Source organism: Bradyrhizobium sp., assembly GCF_004799445.1.
In the GTDB taxonomy this organism is placed as follows: Bacteria; Pseudomonadota; Alphaproteobacteria; order Rhizobiales; family Xanthobacteraceae; genus Bradyrhizobium.
Genome location: NZ_SSNA01000043.1, coordinates 1 through 16,365, shown reverse-complemented (window position 1 = coordinate 16,365; position 16,365 = coordinate 1). Strand labels below are relative to the sequence as shown.

Below are 16,365 nucleotides of genomic sequence, written 5' to 3'. Positions count from 1 at the left end.
CATCACGCGGCAGCGCGTGATCGGCCTATTGCGCGCCGACGGCGTCACCGTGGTCGAGAAGACCCTTAAATATGCGGATTTTCAGCACGCCGACGAAATCTTCTCGAGCGGCAATTTTGCAAAAGTCGCCCCGATCATCCGGATCGACGACCGCTCGCTGCAGCCCGGACCGTTCTACAGCCGCGCGCGAAAGCTGTACTGGGATTTCGCCCACGCCTGAGTCTTTTTCGTCATGGCCGGGCTTGTCCCGGCCATCTACGCCTTCCTCGCTACCGCCAAAGACGTGGATGCCCGGCATCGCAGACAAGTTTACGCAGTCTGCGCAAAAACAGACTGCTACGGCCGGGCATGACGGACTGAGGATACGAAAGGCTGTCGAGCCCTACGCCTGCGCCAGCGCGCGCTCGCGGATGCCCGACAGGGTCGCCGCCGGCAGGATCGCATCGGGATCGATCTTCAGATGAATGATCGAGGGCAGGCCGGATTGCCGCGCGGCCGCAAACGCCGCCGGAAAATCCGAGGTCTTGTTCACCACCGCGCCAAAGCCGCCGAAGGCGCGCGCATAGGCGTCGAAGTCGGGATTGTGCAGCTCGGTGGCGCTGACGCGGCCGGGGAATTCACGCTCCTGATGCATGCGGATGGTCCCGTACATGCCGTTGTCGCAGACCACGACGATGATCGGCAGGCGATATTGCACCGCCAGCGCGAATTCCTGGCCGCTCATCAGGAAATCGCCGTCGCCGTTGACCGACAGCACGAGCTTGTCCGGATGCAGCCGCTGCATCGCGATCGCCGCGGGCATGCCGTAACCCATCGACGCCGACGTCGGCGCGACATGGGTCATGAATTCGCGGAAGCGATAGAAACGATGGATCCACGACGCATAGTTGCCGGCGCCGTTGCACAGGATGGTGTCGGTCGGAACATGATTACGAAGCCAGATCATGATCTCGCCGAGGTTGACGTCGCCGGGCTGCGGCGTCGCGGTGTCGGTCCAGGCCAGGAAATCGGCATGCGCGGCATCCGCGCTCGCGCGCCATGCCGGCTTCGCCGTCACCTTCAATCGCTTGAGCGCGGCGACAAAGCGGCTCGGCGAGGCGTGGATGGCCAGATGCGGCCGGTACACGCGGCCGATTTCCTCCGCGCCGGGATGGATGTGGACGAGTTTGGTCTGCGGCGAGGGGCTCGCCAGCAGCGAGTAGCCCTGCGAGGGGATTTCGCCGAGACGGCCGCCCACTAGCACCAGCAGATCGGCTTCCTTGGCGCGCGCCACCAGTTTGGGGTTCGGTCCGAGCCCGAGGTCTCCCGCATAGAGCGGATGCAGGGGGTCGAACAGCGTCGAGCGGCGATAGCTGGTTGCCACCGGCAATCCGGTGCGCTCGGCGAATTCGTGAATGTGGCGGCGCGCGGCCTCGGACCAGCGGCTGCCGCCGAGCACGAATAATGGGTTCTTGGCATCGGCCAGCAGTTCGCCGAGGTTAGCCATTTCCTCTTCGCCGGGCGAGGTCTCGACCGGTTCGAACGGCGGCGCATTGGCGATATTGACGCGCTGGCTCAAGACGTCCTTCGGCAGCGCCACCACCACCGGTCCGGGCCGGCCGCTGGTTGCGGTGTAAAACGCGCGCGAGACGAATTCGATGATGCGGGCGGGATCGTCGAGCTCGACAGTCCATTTGGTCATGCTGCCGAACACCGCGCGGTAATCGAGCTCCTGGAACGCCTCGCGCTCCCGCACCGAGGTTTCCACCTGGCCGACGAACATGATCATCGGCGTCGAATCCTGCTGGGCGATGTGGATGCCCGCCGACGCGTTGGTGACGCCGGGGCCGCGCGTGACAAAGCAGATGCCCGGCCGTCCCGTGGTTTTACCGATCGCTTCCGCCATCATTGCCGCGCCGCCTTCATGACGGCAGACGGTGACTGTAATGCCGCTGTCGCGAAGCGCGTCCAGCACCGGCAGAAAGCTCTCGCCGGGAACGCAGAACACGTGTTCGACGCCATTGATGCGAAGCTGCTCGACCAAGGCTGCGGCGGCGGTGCGGTGCGAGCTGAGTTTGTGCATGGCGGGTTTTCCAAAGTGGTTGCGGTCAGCGCTGGCGAGGTGGCGATGGATCAGGGCCCGTACAGCACGAGTTCGGTGTCGGTCAGGTCGGCGAGACGCGGCCGGTGCGGGCCCTTGAAGTATTTCCGGCCGCGCGCTCTGGAAAAAATGCCGGCGAGACCGGGCACTGCGCCGTTGGAGTCGAGGATCACTGAAATTTTGCCGCGCCGGATCAGGGCCCGGCCGATGCGGCCGGCGCATTGCACGAAATCGGCGATATCGCGGCAATACACCAGTTGCATCGCCGGCGGCGCGATCCACCCGCGCCGGATGCGCAGCGGCTGCAGGATGAAGGGAAAGGTTTCGCCGCTGGCCGCGTGGCACACCAGGCTGAGGCAGCCGTATCGGGCGTGCCGGGTCAACAGTTCGGACTCCGAATCGGACAGGCCCGCGATGGCTGGCGTGTCGGGGGCGACGATGTCGACGGTCATGCCCGGGGTGACGCGTGACAGCGCCGGCACCGAGAAGAACAGCCCGCTGCAATAGGAATTGAACCCCTGCGTCTCGATGATCGGCCAGGTCCAGCTCGCCGGGCTGATATTCAGGTAGGTCACTTCGCGGTGGCGCTGCGCGACCTTGGTCAATAGCGGAGCGTAATTTCGAAACGCGGGATCGACATACCAGCTGGACAGGTTGCAATGGATCGCCACCTCATTGCCGCTGATCCTTGATGTGTAAAGCAGCAGCAGGACGCCGACCGCGTCGCCGCCGACGTCAAGCATATAGCCGAAACGGGGATAGCCGTTCGGCACCTCGCGCAGCGCCTGGCGGCGCAGTCCCTGCATCCAGTATTGGCGCGACCGGCCGAAAAATCCGCGCGTCAGCAGATCCGCGACCGCGTCGATGTCCGTCTCGGCAATTTCACGACACCGAATTTGCTGACGGAGCTCGCTCAAGGGGTCACTCTGTGCCGTCTGTGGTTACAGGCCGAGCAGTTCCCGCACGCTGACCGGCCATTTGGCGAGGTCGGTGCCATGGGTATGGAACATCGCCACCGCCAGCCGGTCCATTCCGAACGCCACGCAGCCGGTATGGGCCGGCTCGCCGTTGGCATCCTTGATGTCCCATGTGGTGCCGAAATGGTCGCGGTGATAGTTGAAGCTCATGCAGGCCGTCGGCTGCTCTTCCGAGCGCAGCGGGATCAGCAGTTCGAATTTCAGCGATTGCTGCTTCTGGCTGACCGCCTTCATCTGGCCGACGCGGCCAAAAAAGGGATCGCTGGCATAATCGACCTTGAAGGCGAGGCCGAGGTCGCGCGCGATCGATTGCGCCCGCACCATCCAGCGTTCGCGGAAATCCGATACGTCGTCGGGGCTGCCGATGCAGACATATTCGCGCATCCGGAACGACTGCAGGCGGTCGAGGTGGCGCGACGGCTCGGCGCGGAAGCAGTCGGCCGCGACGTCGAAGCGCAGGCCGCCCGACGGCAGCGGCCCTCGGCTAGCTGCGATCGGATAGACCGGATAGCAGGCCGCCGGCGACAGCACGAGATCGGCGGGCGACAGTGACGTGGTCCAGTCGCCACCGGCATCGAAACGGCTGACCGCGGAATTGATTTCGCGCTCGGTGCCATGCAGACCGCAGACGCAGCCGAGCAAATTCGGGAAGCTTTTCAGGTAGCCGGATTTTTCCAGTTGCCCGCGGTTCATCACCGGTGGGAACCGCATCACCTCGGTGTTGGCCTCGCGATGCCGCGTGATCAGCGCGGCGAGCCGCTCGACCATGTCCTCGTAAAGCGCGGTGCGGGCGTAGACGCCGTCGGTGCCCATCTTGTGGAACAGGCGATCGGCGAGATGGTCCAGCGCATCGACCGGTGGCGATGCGATCTCCGGCGCGGTGGTTCGGATGGCTACGTTCATGTTCGGCTTCCCTGATTTGTCGAATGTCTAATGATCAATCGCGCAAGGTAGCGGGTACGGCGCTCATCAGGCTGGCGGTTGCGATATTGGCAAGGATGCGGTCGTTGTTGATCATGATCGGCGCCGACAGCACGTCGCGCAGAAGCCGGCCGACGCTGAAGTCGCCATCGTTGCGGTAGCCCGCCAGTCCGCAGGCGCGCATCGCGCACATCACGGTTTCTACCGCCAGTTCGGAAGCTTCCACCTTGAGCAGGTTGATCTGTGACTGGAAGTCGAGCGAGGACAGCGCGCGCTCATCGTGCTCATGGGCCAGATAGATGTCGAGGTTGGCGGTGATCATGGCGCGCAGCTTGGCGAGCGTCATCTTGGCCGCGGTATAATGCGCCGCCCCGGGGGGCATCTGGCCGCCGGCGCCGCGGGCAGCCTTGCGGATGAACGCCTGCGCGCGCTCGACGGCCGCAGCGGCAATCCCGGCCCAGGCCGACGACCAGCACAGATGCCCAACAGGCGTCATGGTCTGCGCATGGATCTTGTCGTAGCCTTCCGGGAAGATCTGGTCGGCCGAACCCGTGAACTTCAGCTCAAAACCGGCGCTGCAGGTTCCGCGCATGCCGAGCGTCTCCCATTCGAGACTGCGTTCCAGCGTGTAATCTTTTTTGGTAATGGCCAGCAACACCTGGTCGGAGCCCGCGGCATCGTTGGCGCGGCGGGCAATGGTGACAATGCCGTCGGCCTGCGCGCCATAGGAAATCACGGTCGCGTTGCGCACCAGCGAGATCTCGGCATCCGTGCGTTCGACGGCGGCGGTCGAGAAGCGGATGTTGCCGCCGTTCTGCCCTTCCGTCGTCGAGGAAGCCAGCAGCAACTGTTCGGACGCCACCCGGCGCATCAGGGCTTCGTGATAGGAGCTGCCGGCGCCGTGCCGGACCAGGCAGGCGACCTTGGTCTGGTGCATCGCAAAGATCATCGCCGTGGAGGAACAGGCGCGGCCGAGCGCGTAGCACATGTCGGTAACGTCCAACATCGAGGCGCCGTCGCCGCCGAATGGTTGCGGGATCTGGACGCCGAGCAGCCTGTGCTGGCGCGCGGCGTCGATGGCTGTTTGCGGGAAGCGGGCGGCGCGATCGACGTCCTCGGCTTCCGCGGCGGCCGCCGCCGCGACCGAGGCTACCCGTTGCGGGAAGGAGCTTCGATCGAGAATGAATGGTTCGCTGGATTTGTCCGCGGCGGCGTCGCGGAAACTGGCTTGCTGCACGTTCATGGCCGATATGCCTCGATGGTTTGTCGGTGCGAAACACCTGCGCGAAGCAATCGCGCAATGCCACATCGATCGCTTGAACAGCTTCCGATCGGGCTTTGAGGCTAAGGATTTAATTCAAATGCGTCGATGAAATTCAGGGTAAACAAAGTTCGTTTCGTCGATGAAAGTTAATCAGCGGTTTTTTCGATGCATGGTTTTTTAGCGATCGCCGTTAGCGTTAAGAACAGAATGACGATTTGGATCAAACGGGATTCACTGTCTTTCAAAAGGTCGCGGAATTATAAGGGCGGATTGGAAGGGTTCGATTTCGGCGTCGCCGGATCGGGCGATGGCGTGTCGAGCCGACAGTGGAAGCAGAACGATGCAAGCCTTTGACGCCGATGTTCAGAACCGGGTGCTGGCCCTGGTCAAAGCGATCCTCGAACAGAACGCGATATCAGTTGAAGTCGGTCCGCAATCGCGTCTGGTGGATGTCGGACTGACTTCGATGGACATGGTCAATCTGATGCTCGGCGTGGAAGCCGAGTTCGATTTCACGATTCCGCAATCCGAGATCACGCCGGAAAATTTCCAGTCGGTCGAAACCTTGCAGCGGATGATCGTCAACCAGCTCGAGCCAGCAACGGCGGCCTGATCGGGGCGCATCGATTGGCGCTGCGGCCGCTGCTTGAGATCAATGCGGCGCGACCCCGGCTTTTCGCAAATGGATACGTTCTGTCGACGGTGACCTTCAGTTTTCCCTGCTCGATGAGTTCGGCAAGCAGCGCGAGGTCGCTGCCGCTTGGATGCATAAAGAGATAGCGATAGCTGATGCCTGCGCGTCGAGCCCGAGATCTGATACCGTAGCTGATCAGCCAGAAGATGGCGGAAAGAGCGCGGCGGCCGCCTAAATCCTTGATCGCAGTTTGCGGTTCTGGAAGAGCGGCTACTGAAACGATCTTGGTTCCAGGCTTCATGATTTCGAACATTTGTTCCAGAGTTTTGCCGCCAATCAGGTCAAATCCCGAGTCAAATCTGGCTCCCGTTTTAGATATATCCTGAGACGTATAGTCGATCACCTCGTCACAGCCGAGCGAGCGCACCAACGCTTCACCTCGCTGCGAAGCGGTTGTTGTCACATGTGCGCCTAGCCATTTGGCGATCTGAATTGCAAAGGTACCGACCCCTCCGGCGCCGCCCGAAATGAATACTTTCTGCCCAGGTTTGACACCGAGCTCGTCCCTTAATGCCTGCAAAGCAGTCAGCCCCGCCAAGGGTACGGCGGCCGCAGCCGTGAAATCCAGATTCCGGGGCATGCGCGCAGCGTCGTCCTCGTCGACACATGCTTGCTCAGCGAATGCGCCAGCACGTTCCTTCGCGACCCGGGCAAACACACGGTCACCCACGCGGAACCGTTTGACGTCGCCGCCAATGGCGATAACTTCGCCCGCGAATTCGTTGCCCAGCACCAACGGAAGCCCTGGCCGCAGGATTGCGCGAAGCTTCCCCTGTCGGAACTTGAAATCTACCGGGTTCAGACCCGCAGCGCGTACTGCAACAAGAATATCGCGTGGCCTCGGCGCAGGTGCCGGGACATCCATCAACAGCGAGCCTTCGGGACCGCCGTAATGCGTGAGAACGTATGCGCGCATGAGTCTCCACGCTCAGGAAGTGTTATCGCCTCATCGTCGGCGGAACGCGAACTAGCACGCTATCAGGTCGTGTTCCCGTACGGTCGTTTCACATTAGTCACGATTTGGTCGCTGGGGGATCAATCGCGTCGGTTTTATCATGATCGGGCCATGAGTCCGTGAGATGTCGCTGCGGCCGCAAAATCCAACGCGCTCATCAATTCCTTGCTTATTTGGATTTGGGGACGCCTGACGTCGCCTGCAGCGCGAAGGCGCCGCTGCCGGCCAGCACCAGCGATGCCTGGGCCACCAGCCAGAACAGCGGATATTCCCAGCCGCCGCCGGTGTTGGAGTAGCCCCAGCCGACCGGCCATTTGATCCAGACCACCACCGCCAGAAAAATCAGCAGGAACGCCGCCCATTGCCGGGTGTACCAGCCGAGCAAAATGGCGACACCGCCGACCACCTCGAGGCCGAAGGTCGGCCACGCCAGCAAGGGGGTGATGCCGTTTTTCGCCAGCAGCGCCTCGTGCGTGTACATGCCGCGCGAGATCTTGAGGAAGGCGTGGACGATCCAGTCGAACCCGATCGCTATGCGCAACAGAAAAAGTCCGTATCGCGCGTAGACCGGGTCCACGGCGGCGTTGCTGAAGAGGGCTGCGAAAACCCCTGATACGTTGGCGCCGCTGTCTCTGGCCTGGTCGATACTCATTGGTCTTTCCTGTCTCTTCCCTGTTCAAGCTTGCCCCGCGAGGGCCGCACTCCAATTTCGCAGCGTACCATAAGCACGCCTGGCATGGCTCTGCAGCCATCGCCCCCCTAGTCTTCCCGAAATCTGCCATCTACACTCGCTGCTGCAAACAAAAATAAGCAAAATCAGGGGAGACGGTCATGTCACGCCGATCGATGGTCACAAGCATCGCTTGCCTCGTGGTCGCCGCATGGCTGGCGGGCACGGGCCAATTGGCGGCGCAGGCGCTGGCCGGCAAGGTCACCGCGGGGCAGGAGGTGCTGGAAGGCGTCTTGGTCAGCGCCAAAAAGAGCGGCTCGACCATTACAATAACAGTCGTGAGCGGCAAGGACGGCCGCTACAGCTTCCCGGCGGCGAGGCTCGAGCCGGGCCAGTATTCCCTGCGCATCCGGGCCACCGGCTATAACCTCGAGGGTCCCGATCAGGTTGTCGTCGCGGCGGACAAGACCGCGACCGCCGATCTCGCCTTGCGCAAGACCGAGGATATTGCCGCGCAACTGACCAATGCCGAATGGCTCGCCAGCCTGCCCGGCACCGACGCGCAGAAGGGGCAACTGCTCAATTGCGTCGGCTGCCACACCCTGGCGCGCCCGCTGAATTCGAAATACAGCGCCGACGACTTCCTGACGATCGTTCTGCCGCGCATGCAGGGCTATGTGAACCAGAGCATTCCGGCCCACCCGCAGCTGCGCCGCGCCGAACGGCTGATGGAGGAACGGGGCGATCAGCGCGTGCGGGTTTACCGGGGTGCGGCCGAATACCTCGCCAGCATCAACCTCTCGTCCCAGCCAAAATGGAATTTCGAATTGAAAACGCTGCCGCGCCCGACCGGCGTGGCCACCCGCGTCATCTATACCGAGTATGATCTGCCGCGCGAGACGATCGAGCCGCACGACGTCATCGTCGATGCCGGCGGCACGGTCTGGTATTCGAGCTTCGGCGAGCAGAATCTCGGCAAGCTCGATCCCAAAACCGGCAAGGTCACCGAATTCCCCATTCCGGAACACAAGCCGGGCTTCCCGACCGGGTTGCTCGGCCTGCGCAGCGACCCCGAGGGCAACCTGTGGTTCGGCAACATGTACCAGGCCACGATCGCAATATTCGATCGCAAGACCGAGAGCTTCAGGTTCTGGCCGCTGGAGGGTGAGGAAAACATCGACGCCGCCCAGATCAATATGGCCAGCCCGCAAAGCTCCGGCGTCGACGGCAAGGTCTGGGCCCAGAACAACGGCTTTGCCGGCGTTCACCGGCTCGATATCGCCAGCGGAAAGATCGAAACCTTTGTGCCGTTCAAGGGCGTGCCGGGCCCGCACAATATCTACGACGTGATTCCCGACTCGAAGAACAACGTCTTTTTCACTGACTTCCGGCAGCGCCACATCGGGCGGATCGACGCCAAAACCGGGCAGGTCAAACTGTACGAGATCCCGACGCCGGATTCGGCGCCGCGCCGCGGCTCGATGGATGCGCAGGACCGGCTGTGGTTCGGCGAATACCACGCCGACCGCATCGGCATGTTCGACACGCGGACCGAGCAGTTCAAGGAGTGGCCGGTCGCGCCGAAATGGTCCGCGCCCTATGACGTCACCACCGACAAGAACGGCGAGGCCTGGACCGGCTCGATGCTGAGCGACCGGGTCACCCGGCTCAATCCCGCGACCGGAGATGCGATCAACTATCTCCTGCCGCGCAGCACCAATATCCGGCGCGTCTTCGTCGACAATTCCACCACGCCGGTCACCTTCTGGGCCGGCAACAACCACGGTGCCTCGATCGTCAAGGTCGAGCCGCTGGAGTAGGCAGCGCCTCTCTTCGCCGCCGCCCGACACTGCACCTTCGTCATGTCCGGGCTTGTCCCGGCCATCCACGTCAAAGTGAAGCCGTGGATGCCCGGCAGCGCAGACAAGTCTACGCAGTCTGCGCAAAACAGACTGCTCTGGCCGGGCGTGACGAACTTTGGCGGTGCGCCCCAATTCCATCGAAATCTCGGACCCCAGGCGCGTGCGCCAAAAGCCCAATTTGTCGAGGCGGTTCAACGCGATTCCACCTGTCCAGTCCCCGCGCGAAAAATTCTCCGCTTTTCCCGTCGGGCAAATCATCTCTACAAACTCGCCCCGTCCCGTCCCACAGAGGGCTAATGCATCGGGATCGATAAGCGTAATTTGTCTTGCATTATCAATCTATTATGCGAATTGACTGGATGGGGGTGTCCTCAGAGTGTCCCTAAGAGATTTCGGATAAAAAAAGCAGGTCTTGCGACGGTGCCTGTGAATAGCAAGGAGAAGGAAGCAATCCCAGCTACACCATCCTGCATTGTGTCATCGTGTGTGACACCCGATTCGCAGGAAGCGTTATGGCAAAGTCAGTACGAAAGGTTTCAGCTGATCTGCTGATCCGCGCCACCAGTGCAGCGGCGGACGGCCCCCGAGGATTGGAGAATGCCACGATCTCAATCATTAAGGCGCTTTCCAAAGAGGCGAGTTCCGATGATCTGCTTGCCATCACTTACCGCCTCCAGGCACTGGCCAAGCTTACTCAAGGTGATGACATTTCTGGCCTGACGATGAATTTGCATGGTCGCGAGGATAAGCTGATCAACGAAGCAGCGCTCAAGGCCGCAGCGACCTGTCCCAGCGTCAGTTCTTGATTCGCCGATCATCGGCATAAGAGGTTTCACTTTTGCGCAAAGCTCGACAACTCTATCCGGCGATGCGCCTTTGACGAATGGCGCTTGAGGCGGACGGCGAGGTCGTGTGGTCCTGACGCCCCGACGCTGGCGTCAAGTTGGCGGATGCGATTCCGCTGGCGACAGTGGCAAGAAAGCCCGGTCACTGGGGAGAGCACGAAGGAAACCGTTAAAACCATTGCGCGGGGAATGCCGGGTGTTTCCGGTGTGACCGTGGTGACTAACGCGCGTGTTTTCTACACTACACGCGCGGCTGCGGGCGCATCGGGCGCCCGGCATTCCCTGCGCCCTCTGATGGCAGAGGGCGGGATGTTCCCAGCAAAACTCGGGCACATGCCGTGAGATCCAAACTGGAATGGTGGGCACGCTTGCGCTTTGCCCACCCTTGGTCGGGACGGTTTACTGTGTGGGAAGACACCAAATGCGAATTGTCGTCCCCGCGCACGCGGGGACCCATACGCTGCTGCTTCGCTTTCGGGCACAATGGCTGACGGCTTCTGCGCCAACCAACGCCGGTGGTTATGGATCCCCGCATGCGCGGGGACGACGGCTGTTTTTGTAACGCGATGGACGAGGCGCGCCACTCGATGTTCCCGTTTCTACTTCGTCGCCTTCACCAGATACGCGATGAGATCGGCGCGGTCGGCTGGGCTGGCCATGCCGGCGTAGGGCATGCGGTTGGCCGGTATCATGGCTTGCGGATCGGCGATGTATTGCTCGATCGTCTGCGCCGTCCAGACTATTCCGCTGCGCTTCATCGCCGGCGAATAGCGGAAATCGGCAAGCTCGCCGGCCTTGCGCGTGAAGACGCCTTGCAGGCTCGGGCCCACTTCGTTGGCGCCGGCTTCCAGCCGGTGGCAGGCGGCGCATTCCTGGAAGCGGGCTTCGCCGCGCGCCGGATCGCCGTCGGCGCGGGCGGCGGCGAGTGGCAGCAGCGTCATCAGCACTGTCATCGTCATAGGCTTCGCGTCGATCATGCCTGCACCAGCGGACCAGGGTTCTTCAGGTAACGGTTCTTGATGGCGTCCGCGGTCCAGTAGGCCAGCGCGCCCACCGGCCCGGTCGGGTTGTACGCCGAATTGTGCGGAAACACGTTGGCGCCGACCACGAACAGGTTGTGACAGTCCCAGCTCTGCAGATATTTGTTGACCGCGCTGTCGCGCGGATTGGTGCCCATGATAGTGCCCCCGGTGTTGTGGGTGCTTTGGTAAGGCACCACGGTCCAGGGATCGGTGCGCGCCGACGCCGGGTTCAGCTTGGTGGGGTTCATCGATTTGGCGATGGTGTTGATGGTCTGCGCGGCGTGGCCGCCCATCCTGTGCTCGTTGACCTTGTAGTCGAACGTCATGCGCATCAACGGCTGACCGAACGCGTTGCGATAGGTCGGGTCGAGATCGTAGCAATTGTAGCGGTTGGCCATGACACTGCCGCTGGCGTTGATCACCATCGCGGTCTGGTACCACTTTGCCGTCGCCCGCTTCCACTCGCTGCCCCATTGCGGCGTGCCTGACGGCACCGGACGGTAGCCGATCGGCAGCGGGGTATTGAAGCCGCCGGCAACGACATAGCCGCCGACGAAATCAAGCGGCGCGCGGTCGAAGGCCCAGTTGCTGTTGAAGTCATCGATGGTGGCGTTGGAGCCGCCGGCGTTCATGAACGGATTGAAGAACTTTCCGTCGAAGAACAGCGTCGCGGCGGCGCCGGTCTGGTAGCAGTAATTCTTGCCGATCACGCCCTGCTGGGCGACCGGATCGTACGGCGCGCCGATGCCTGACAGCAGCATCAGGTGCACATTGTTGATGGCATAGGCGCACAGCAGCACGATCGTTGCCGGTTGCTCGAACTCCTCGCCGTTGAGTACATTGGTGTAGGTGACGCCGCTGACCCGCTTGCCGTCGGAATCCTTCAGCACTTTGGTGACCCAGGAATTGGTGCGCAGCTCGAAATTCGGCCTCGCCATCGCGATCGGGATCACCGTCATATGCGGGCTGCCCTTGGCATTGGCCTCGCAGCCGAAGCGCTGGCAATAGCCGCAATACTGGCAGCCGCCGAATTTCGATCCGTCCGGATTGGTGTAGGGCTGCGAGGCATTGGCCGAGGGCCGCGGAAACGGATGGTAACCGGCATTGCGCGCGGCGTCGGTGAACATCTCGCTCGCCAGGATCGGCGTCAGCGGCGGCAGCGGATATTCGCGGGCGCGCGGCGCCTCGAACGGATTGCCGCCGTCCTTGATCTGGCCGCCGATATTGCCGGCCTTGCCGGAGACCGCGGCGGTGTATTCGAACTTGTCGTAATACGGCTCGAGCTCGGCGTAGCTGATGCCCCAGTCCTGAATCGTCATGTCGTCAGGAATGAATTTCTTGCCGTAGCGCTCTTCGTAATTGGAGCGGACCTTGAATTCCATGTCGGTCCAGCGCCAGGTGTGACCGCTCCAGTGCACGCCGGAACCACCGACCACCTCGCCGGGCAGGAACGAGCCGAGCCTTCGCATCGGCAGCGAATCCTGCTGCGGGTTGTTGCGCACCGTGATGGTATCGCGCGCGGTATTCTGCATCAGGTCGTGGCGCACGACATAGCGCAGCTCGTCGCGGATATTGGGCAATGAATAGTCGTTCTCGCTGCTGCGCGGGCTACCGCGCTCGAGCGCGACCACCTTCAGCCCGGTCTCGGTCAGTTCCTTGGCCAGAATGCCGCCGGTCCAGCCGAGCCCGACGATGACGACGTCGACTTCCTTGAGTTTCGTGGTCATGATGCGCGTCCCCTCAGCTCATGTCCGCGATGCCGACGGGCTTGCTCGGAAACGGCTTGCCGCGATATTGCGCCACATGATCGCGGTGCACCGCGATGATGCCGGGAAAGCCGATGATCGCCCATCCGGCCTTGTTGCGGTTGCCGCCGTAGATCGGATCGGAATACATGCCCTCGATCACGGTCTGATACAGCGTCGTCCAGAACACCCGCACCGGCGGACCGTTGTCGAAAGTGATCTTGCCGGTGGACAGGCCGATCAGCACCTCCTGACGCTGCGCGTCGGCGATCCGGTCGAATGGTTTGCCGTAGGCCTTGCGGCAATGCGCGTTGGTCGCGGCGATGCCGGCACGGTAGAGCTGCGCCGGCGTCAGCGGCAGCTGGTAGCCCTGGCTCGGGCTGCCCAGCTTCCAGGGGCCTTGCATATAGAGACGCTCACCCTTGCCCCAGGCGCCGGCCAGCGCCCGATCGATATAGATGTTGACGCCGAGGTCGGTGCCTTTCGGACTGATCTCGTCGGCCGGGATCATGTGATCGACCAGGGCCTCGACGAACGCCGCTTCATCGAGATTGAGAAAGGCGTATCCGGCCGGTGCTGCCGCTTCGGCCGCTGCCGCCGGTTGCTCCGCCTGCGCGACTTCCGGCGTCGCGATCGCGGCGGTCCCGCCCGCGGCGGCGGCGCCGCCCACCACGGCGGTCTTGAGAAAATCGCGCCGGTCGAATTCCTGTTTTTTCATGGCCGCCTCCCTGCCCCCTGGGACGAGATCCCAGATGTTTCACTTTTGTGAACGAGCATGCTGGTTTTGGCTGGACGCGGCAAGGTGCGATTTTGCATTTCGCGGCATCGCCTCTGAACGTTTTATGACGCTGCATTAAATTGGCGTTTAAAAAATCTCACTTCACTGCGACCAGATTCTCCAGCGCTTTCACATCTTCGTTTGTACGCATGATTTTTGTCGGCTTCCTGATCGCTGTGGCGAGCTGGCCACAGACTTTGCGAGTGTCCTGCAGCAGAACGTCGCTCAAGGAGTCCTCGTCCGAGGCTTCGTAATCTTGGTTTCGCGGAAAGTTTTTTTGCCGCGAGTATTTTGGGGAACACGACGTGAGAAGAACTTTCATTTCTGCAGCGGCCGTTTTGGCATTCACGGCGGCTGGTCACGCCGACGAGCTCTCGGATATCCAGGCTCAGGCAAAACAACTTCGCGAACAGAACCAGGCGATGACGAAGCGTCTCGCCGATCTTGAGAAGCGGCAGCGCGCTCTCGAAACCCAGCCGGCGGCGTCGAACGCGAATCCGGTCAACGCCATGGCCGCCGATCTGCCCTACAAGGCAGCGGTCAAGGCAAGGCCGCCGGAGAATGACGACCTGTGCTGGCATGGCGTTTGTGTGTACGGCAATATCGACATGGGTCTGTCGTACGAGAACCACGGCGCTCCGTTGAGCCCGCTCGCCGTCGGACCGCTGGACTATCTGGTGTCGAAGAACTCCAACGGTTCTTATTTCGGCGCCGGGCCCAACCAGCTCAGCTCGTCGTTCATCGGCCTGAGGGGCAAGCAGGAGATCGCCGACAATCTGTACGCGGTATTCAATCTGCAGACGATATTTGATCCGGCGAGTGGTTCGAATTCCAACGGGGTCGGGTCCGTTTTCCAGAACACCGGATTGGCGCTGACCCAGCAGAACGCACTCAGCGATTCTTCCAAGGCCGGCCAGATGTTTAACAACGCGGCCTATTTCGGTATCAGTTCGCCGACCTACGGCACGCTGACCATGGGCCGGCAAAGCACGCTGAGCTCGGACCTGGTCACCAATTATGATGCCCTGGGCGGGTCGAACGCCTGGTCGGTGCTCACCTATCAGGGGGCGAATGGCGGTGGCGGAGATACCGAGGATCGCATCTTCGACAATTCGTTCGAATACCGGCTGAACGTCGGTCCGGTTCGCCTTGCCGTGGAAACCCAGCTTCGCAACGGCGGCAATAGCGGCACCGGCAACGCCTTCGAAGGCGATGTCGGCTTCGACTATATGGGCTTCTCGATGGATTTCACCGGCGGCAAAATCTATGACGCGGTTTCCGCAGCACCTCTGAGTGCGGCGCAGGTTACGACGGTGAATGCCTCACCCAGCGTACCCTGTTCGCTTGGATGTGTGGCGGCGACGGTGTCCGACAACACCATGTTCCAGGTTGCTGCCAAATACGTCTACGGGCCGTTCAAGTTCTTTGCCGGCTATGAGCACATCGATTTCGCCAACCCGAATAACCCGCTGGCTCCCGGCGCCTTCCTCGCTGGCGGATACAATGTCGGCGTTCCCAACAACACCAACTTCACCACAGACAGAATCCTGCAGACGTTCTGGGTTGGTGCGAGATACTCGGTCAGGCCCGACCTCGATCTGGCGCTTGCTTATTACCACGAGAACCAGAACAGCTTCATCATCGGGAATGGCTCCAATCCCACGGGTACCTGCTCGAACGTTTCCTCTGCGGGCTGCAGCGGATCGCTGGATGCGGTTTCCTTCGTCGTCGACTACCGCTTCGCGAAGCATTTCGATGCCTACGCCGGCATCATGTGGTCGCAGGTGCAGAACGGTCTGGCCAACGGCTTCCTGCTGGCTAACGGGTTGCCGGGAGCAACCGGCAACAAGGCATCCGCGTACGATCCGGGCGTTGGTCTGCGCTACCAGTTCTGATGCCTGAATAGAACAAGGAGACAGAGACATCTCGGCTGCCGCATCCGCTACGCGGTCCGATGATGTCTCTGCAGTCTCTTCGGCTCTCTTCTCTGTGATCTGTGATCTGTGATCTGTGAGTTGTGATCACTGCGAATGTTGCCATGCAGGAAGTGGAACCAATGAAAGATCGTTCGCGCGCATGGGCATTTCTGGATGTTTCTAAAAATCTTCTCAGAAATTTCGAGTGGCATCGTATTTCTAAAAATTTCTCGATTTGTAAAAAGTTTTTAATTTGTAAAAATCTTTTTAGAGTTTTTTGTCGGCTTCTGAATCTGCTGTTGCATGCAGGTGACATCATTTCCGTGCGACGTGATGCAGATTGTTCGCGTAAGGGGTCCTCATCCGAGGCTCCACGTAAAATCAGGTTCGCGGCGATTGCGTACCGCGCCTTTTTTTGGGGGACTTACGTGAAAAAAACTTTCATATCAGCAGCGGCCGTCCTGGCTTTTGCAGCGACAGCTCACGCCGATGAGCTCTCGGATATCCAGGCTCAGGCCAAGCAACTTCGCGAACAGAATCAGGCGATGACCAAGCGCCTGGCTGATCTTGAGAAGCGCCAGAAGGCTCTCGAAACCAAGCCGGTGGCCTCGAACGTCAATCCGGTGGATTCAATGG

16 protein-coding genes are annotated in these 16,365 nt (G+C 61.4%); 6 read left to right on the top strand and 10 right to left on the bottom strand.

Features of this window, described 5'->3' with window-relative positions:
- On the top strand, window positions 1-220 hold a 220-nt coding region (locus E8A46_RS04595; protein WP_291558059.1), incomplete at its 5' end, for an aminotransferase class IV.
- A 162-nt stretch (window positions 221-382) separates the two neighbouring features.
- On the opposite strand, the gene E8A46_RS04590 is transcribed toward E8A46_RS04595, so the two are convergent.
- From E8A46_RS04590 to E8A46_RS04575, 4 genes are read right to left on the bottom strand one after another with little or no spacing between them, the layout of a single operon-like run.
- The gene (locus E8A46_RS04590) at window positions 383-2,062 is read right to left on the bottom strand and encodes a thiamine pyrophosphate-binding protein (protein ID WP_291558056.1); all 1,680 of its coding nucleotides are present in this window, start codon (window positions 2,060-2,062) and stop codon (window positions 383-385) included.
- Between the two features lie 50 nt (window positions 2,063-2,112).
- On the bottom strand, window positions 2,113-2,997 hold the full coding sequence (locus tag E8A46_RS04585) for an acyl-CoA acyltransferase (protein WP_291558053.1): 885 nt from the start codon (window positions 2,995-2,997) through the stop codon (window positions 2,113-2,115).
- A gap of 24 nt (window positions 2,998-3,021) precedes the next feature.
- Complete coding sequence (locus E8A46_RS04580) at window positions 3,022-3,960, bottom strand: amino acid--[acyl-carrier-protein] ligase (protein ID WP_291558050.1); 939 nt, start codon at window positions 3,958-3,960, stop codon at window positions 3,022-3,024.
- A gap of 34 nt (window positions 3,961-3,994) precedes the next feature.
- Window positions 3,995-5,221 carry an acyl-CoA dehydrogenase family protein gene (locus tag E8A46_RS04575; protein WP_291558046.1) on the bottom strand — a complete coding sequence of 409 codons (1,227 nt, stop codon included), beginning with the start codon at window positions 5,219-5,221 and terminating at the stop codon, window positions 3,995-3,997.
- A gap of 361 nt (window positions 5,222-5,582) precedes the next feature.
- Between E8A46_RS04575 and E8A46_RS04570 the strand changes: the two genes are divergently transcribed.
- A complete protein-coding gene (locus tag E8A46_RS04570; RefSeq protein WP_291558043.1) occupies window positions 5,583-5,855 on the top strand; it encodes a phosphopantetheine-binding protein in 273 nt (90 codons plus the stop codon).
- Here the strand turns inward: E8A46_RS04570 and E8A46_RS04565 are convergent.
- Both E8A46_RS04565 and E8A46_RS04560 read right to left on the bottom strand, forming a co-directional pair.
- Window positions 5,824-6,852, bottom strand: coding sequence for an NADP-dependent oxidoreductase (locus E8A46_RS04565; protein WP_291558040.1), 1,029 nt, complete (start codon window positions 6,850-6,852; stop codon window positions 5,824-5,826). The genes E8A46_RS04570 and E8A46_RS04565 overlap by 32 nt on opposite strands.
- A gap of 208 nt (window positions 6,853-7,060) precedes the next feature.
- Window positions 7,061-7,543 (bottom strand): DoxX family protein, encoded by a 483-nt coding sequence (locus tag E8A46_RS04560; protein WP_291558037.1) that lies wholly within the window; start codon window positions 7,541-7,543, stop codon window positions 7,061-7,063.
- A gap of 179 nt (window positions 7,544-7,722) precedes the next feature.
- Here E8A46_RS04560 and E8A46_RS04555 point away from each other — a divergent pair, with 179 nt between their 5' ends.
- Together E8A46_RS04555 and E8A46_RS04550 are read left to right on the top strand one after the other, a co-directional pair.
- Window positions 7,723-9,381: a carboxypeptidase regulatory-like domain-containing protein gene (locus E8A46_RS04555; protein ID WP_291558034.1), complete on the top strand. Its 1,659-nt coding sequence runs from the start codon at window positions 7,723-7,725 to the stop codon at window positions 9,379-9,381.
- Between the two features lie 554 nt (window positions 9,382-9,935).
- On the top strand, window positions 9,936-10,229 hold the full coding sequence (locus E8A46_RS04550) for a hypothetical protein (protein ID WP_291558028.1): 294 nt from the start codon (window positions 9,936-9,938) through the stop codon (window positions 10,227-10,229).
- Window positions 10,230-10,867: 638 nt separating this feature from the next.
- Here E8A46_RS04550 and E8A46_RS04545 read toward each other — a convergent pair.
- The 4 genes from E8A46_RS04545 to E8A46_RS04530 all read right to left on the bottom strand — a co-directional run bounded on the left by E8A46_RS04545 (window position 10,868) and on the right by E8A46_RS04530 (window position 14,042).
- Window positions 10,868-11,227: a c-type cytochrome gene (locus tag E8A46_RS04545; protein ID WP_291558026.1), complete on the bottom strand. Its 360-nt coding sequence runs from the start codon at window positions 11,225-11,227 to the stop codon at window positions 10,868-10,870.
- Between the two features lie 14 nt (window positions 11,228-11,241).
- On the bottom strand, window positions 11,242-13,017 hold the full coding sequence (locus E8A46_RS04540; protein ID WP_291558023.1) for a GMC family oxidoreductase: 1,776 nt from the start codon (window positions 13,015-13,017) through the stop codon (window positions 11,242-11,244).
- A gap of 13 nt (window positions 13,018-13,030) precedes the next feature.
- Entirely contained in the window at window positions 13,031-13,753 is a 723-nt protein-coding gene (locus tag E8A46_RS04535; protein WP_291558020.1) for a gluconate 2-dehydrogenase subunit 3 family protein, read from the bottom strand.
- Window positions 13,754-13,910: 157 nt separating this feature from the next.
- Window positions 13,911-14,042 carry a hypothetical protein gene (locus E8A46_RS04530; protein ID WP_291558017.1) on the bottom strand — a complete coding sequence of 44 codons (132 nt, stop codon included), beginning with the start codon at window positions 14,040-14,042 and terminating at the stop codon, window positions 13,911-13,913.
- 193 nt (window positions 14,043-14,235) lie between these two features.
- Here E8A46_RS04530 and E8A46_RS04525 point away from each other — a divergent pair, with 193 nt between their 5' ends.
- Window positions 14,236-15,708, top strand: a complete 1,473-nt coding sequence (locus tag E8A46_RS04525) for a porin (protein ID WP_291558014.1) — start codon at window positions 14,236-14,238, stop codon at window positions 15,706-15,708.
- A gap of 161 nt (window positions 15,709-15,869) precedes the next feature.
- A partial coding sequence (locus tag E8A46_RS04520) for a hypothetical protein (RefSeq protein ID WP_291558011.1) occupies window positions 15,870-16,365 on the top strand: 496 nt, incomplete at its 3' end.

Coding starts and splice junctions, on each gene's coding strand:
- E8A46_RS04590 (WP_291558056.1), bottom strand. CDS start 2,062: ATGCACAAACTCAGCTCGCACCGCACCGCCGCCGCAGCCTTGGTCGAG.
- E8A46_RS04580 (WP_291558050.1), bottom strand. CDS start 3,960: ATGAACGTAGCCATCCGAACCACCGCGCCGGAGATCGCATCGCCACCG.
- E8A46_RS04575 (WP_291558046.1), bottom strand. CDS start 5,221: ATGAACGTGCAGCAAGCCAGTTTCCGCGACGCCGCCGCGGACAAATCC.
- E8A46_RS04570 (WP_291558043.1), top strand. CDS start 5,583: ATGCAAGCCTTTGACGCCGATGTTCAGAACCGGGTGCTGGCCCTGGTC.
- E8A46_RS04565 (WP_291558040.1), bottom strand. CDS start 6,852: ATGCGCGCATACGTTCTCACGCATTACGGCGGTCCCGAAGGCTCGCTG.
- E8A46_RS04560 (WP_291558037.1), bottom strand. CDS start 7,543: ATGAGTATCGACCAGGCCAGAGACAGCGGCGCCAACGTATCAGGGGTT.
- E8A46_RS04555 (WP_291558034.1), top strand. CDS start 7,723: ATGTCACGCCGATCGATGGTCACAAGCATCGCTTGCCTCGTGGTCGCC.
- E8A46_RS04550 (WP_291558028.1), top strand. CDS start 9,936: ATGGCAAAGTCAGTACGAAAGGTTTCAGCTGATCTGCTGATCCGCGCC.
- E8A46_RS04545 (WP_291558026.1), bottom strand. CDS start 11,227: ATGACGATGACAGTGCTGATGACGCTGCTGCCACTCGCCGCCGCCCGC.
- E8A46_RS04540 (WP_291558023.1), bottom strand. CDS start 13,017: ATGACCACGAAACTCAAGGAAGTCGACGTCGTCATCGTCGGGCTCGGC.
- E8A46_RS04535 (WP_291558020.1), bottom strand. CDS start 13,753: ATGAAAAAACAGGAATTCGACCGGCGCGATTTTCTCAAGACCGCCGTG.
- E8A46_RS04525 (WP_291558014.1), top strand. CDS start 14,236: ATGACGAAGCGTCTCGCCGATCTTGAGAAGCGGCAGCGCGCTCTCGAA.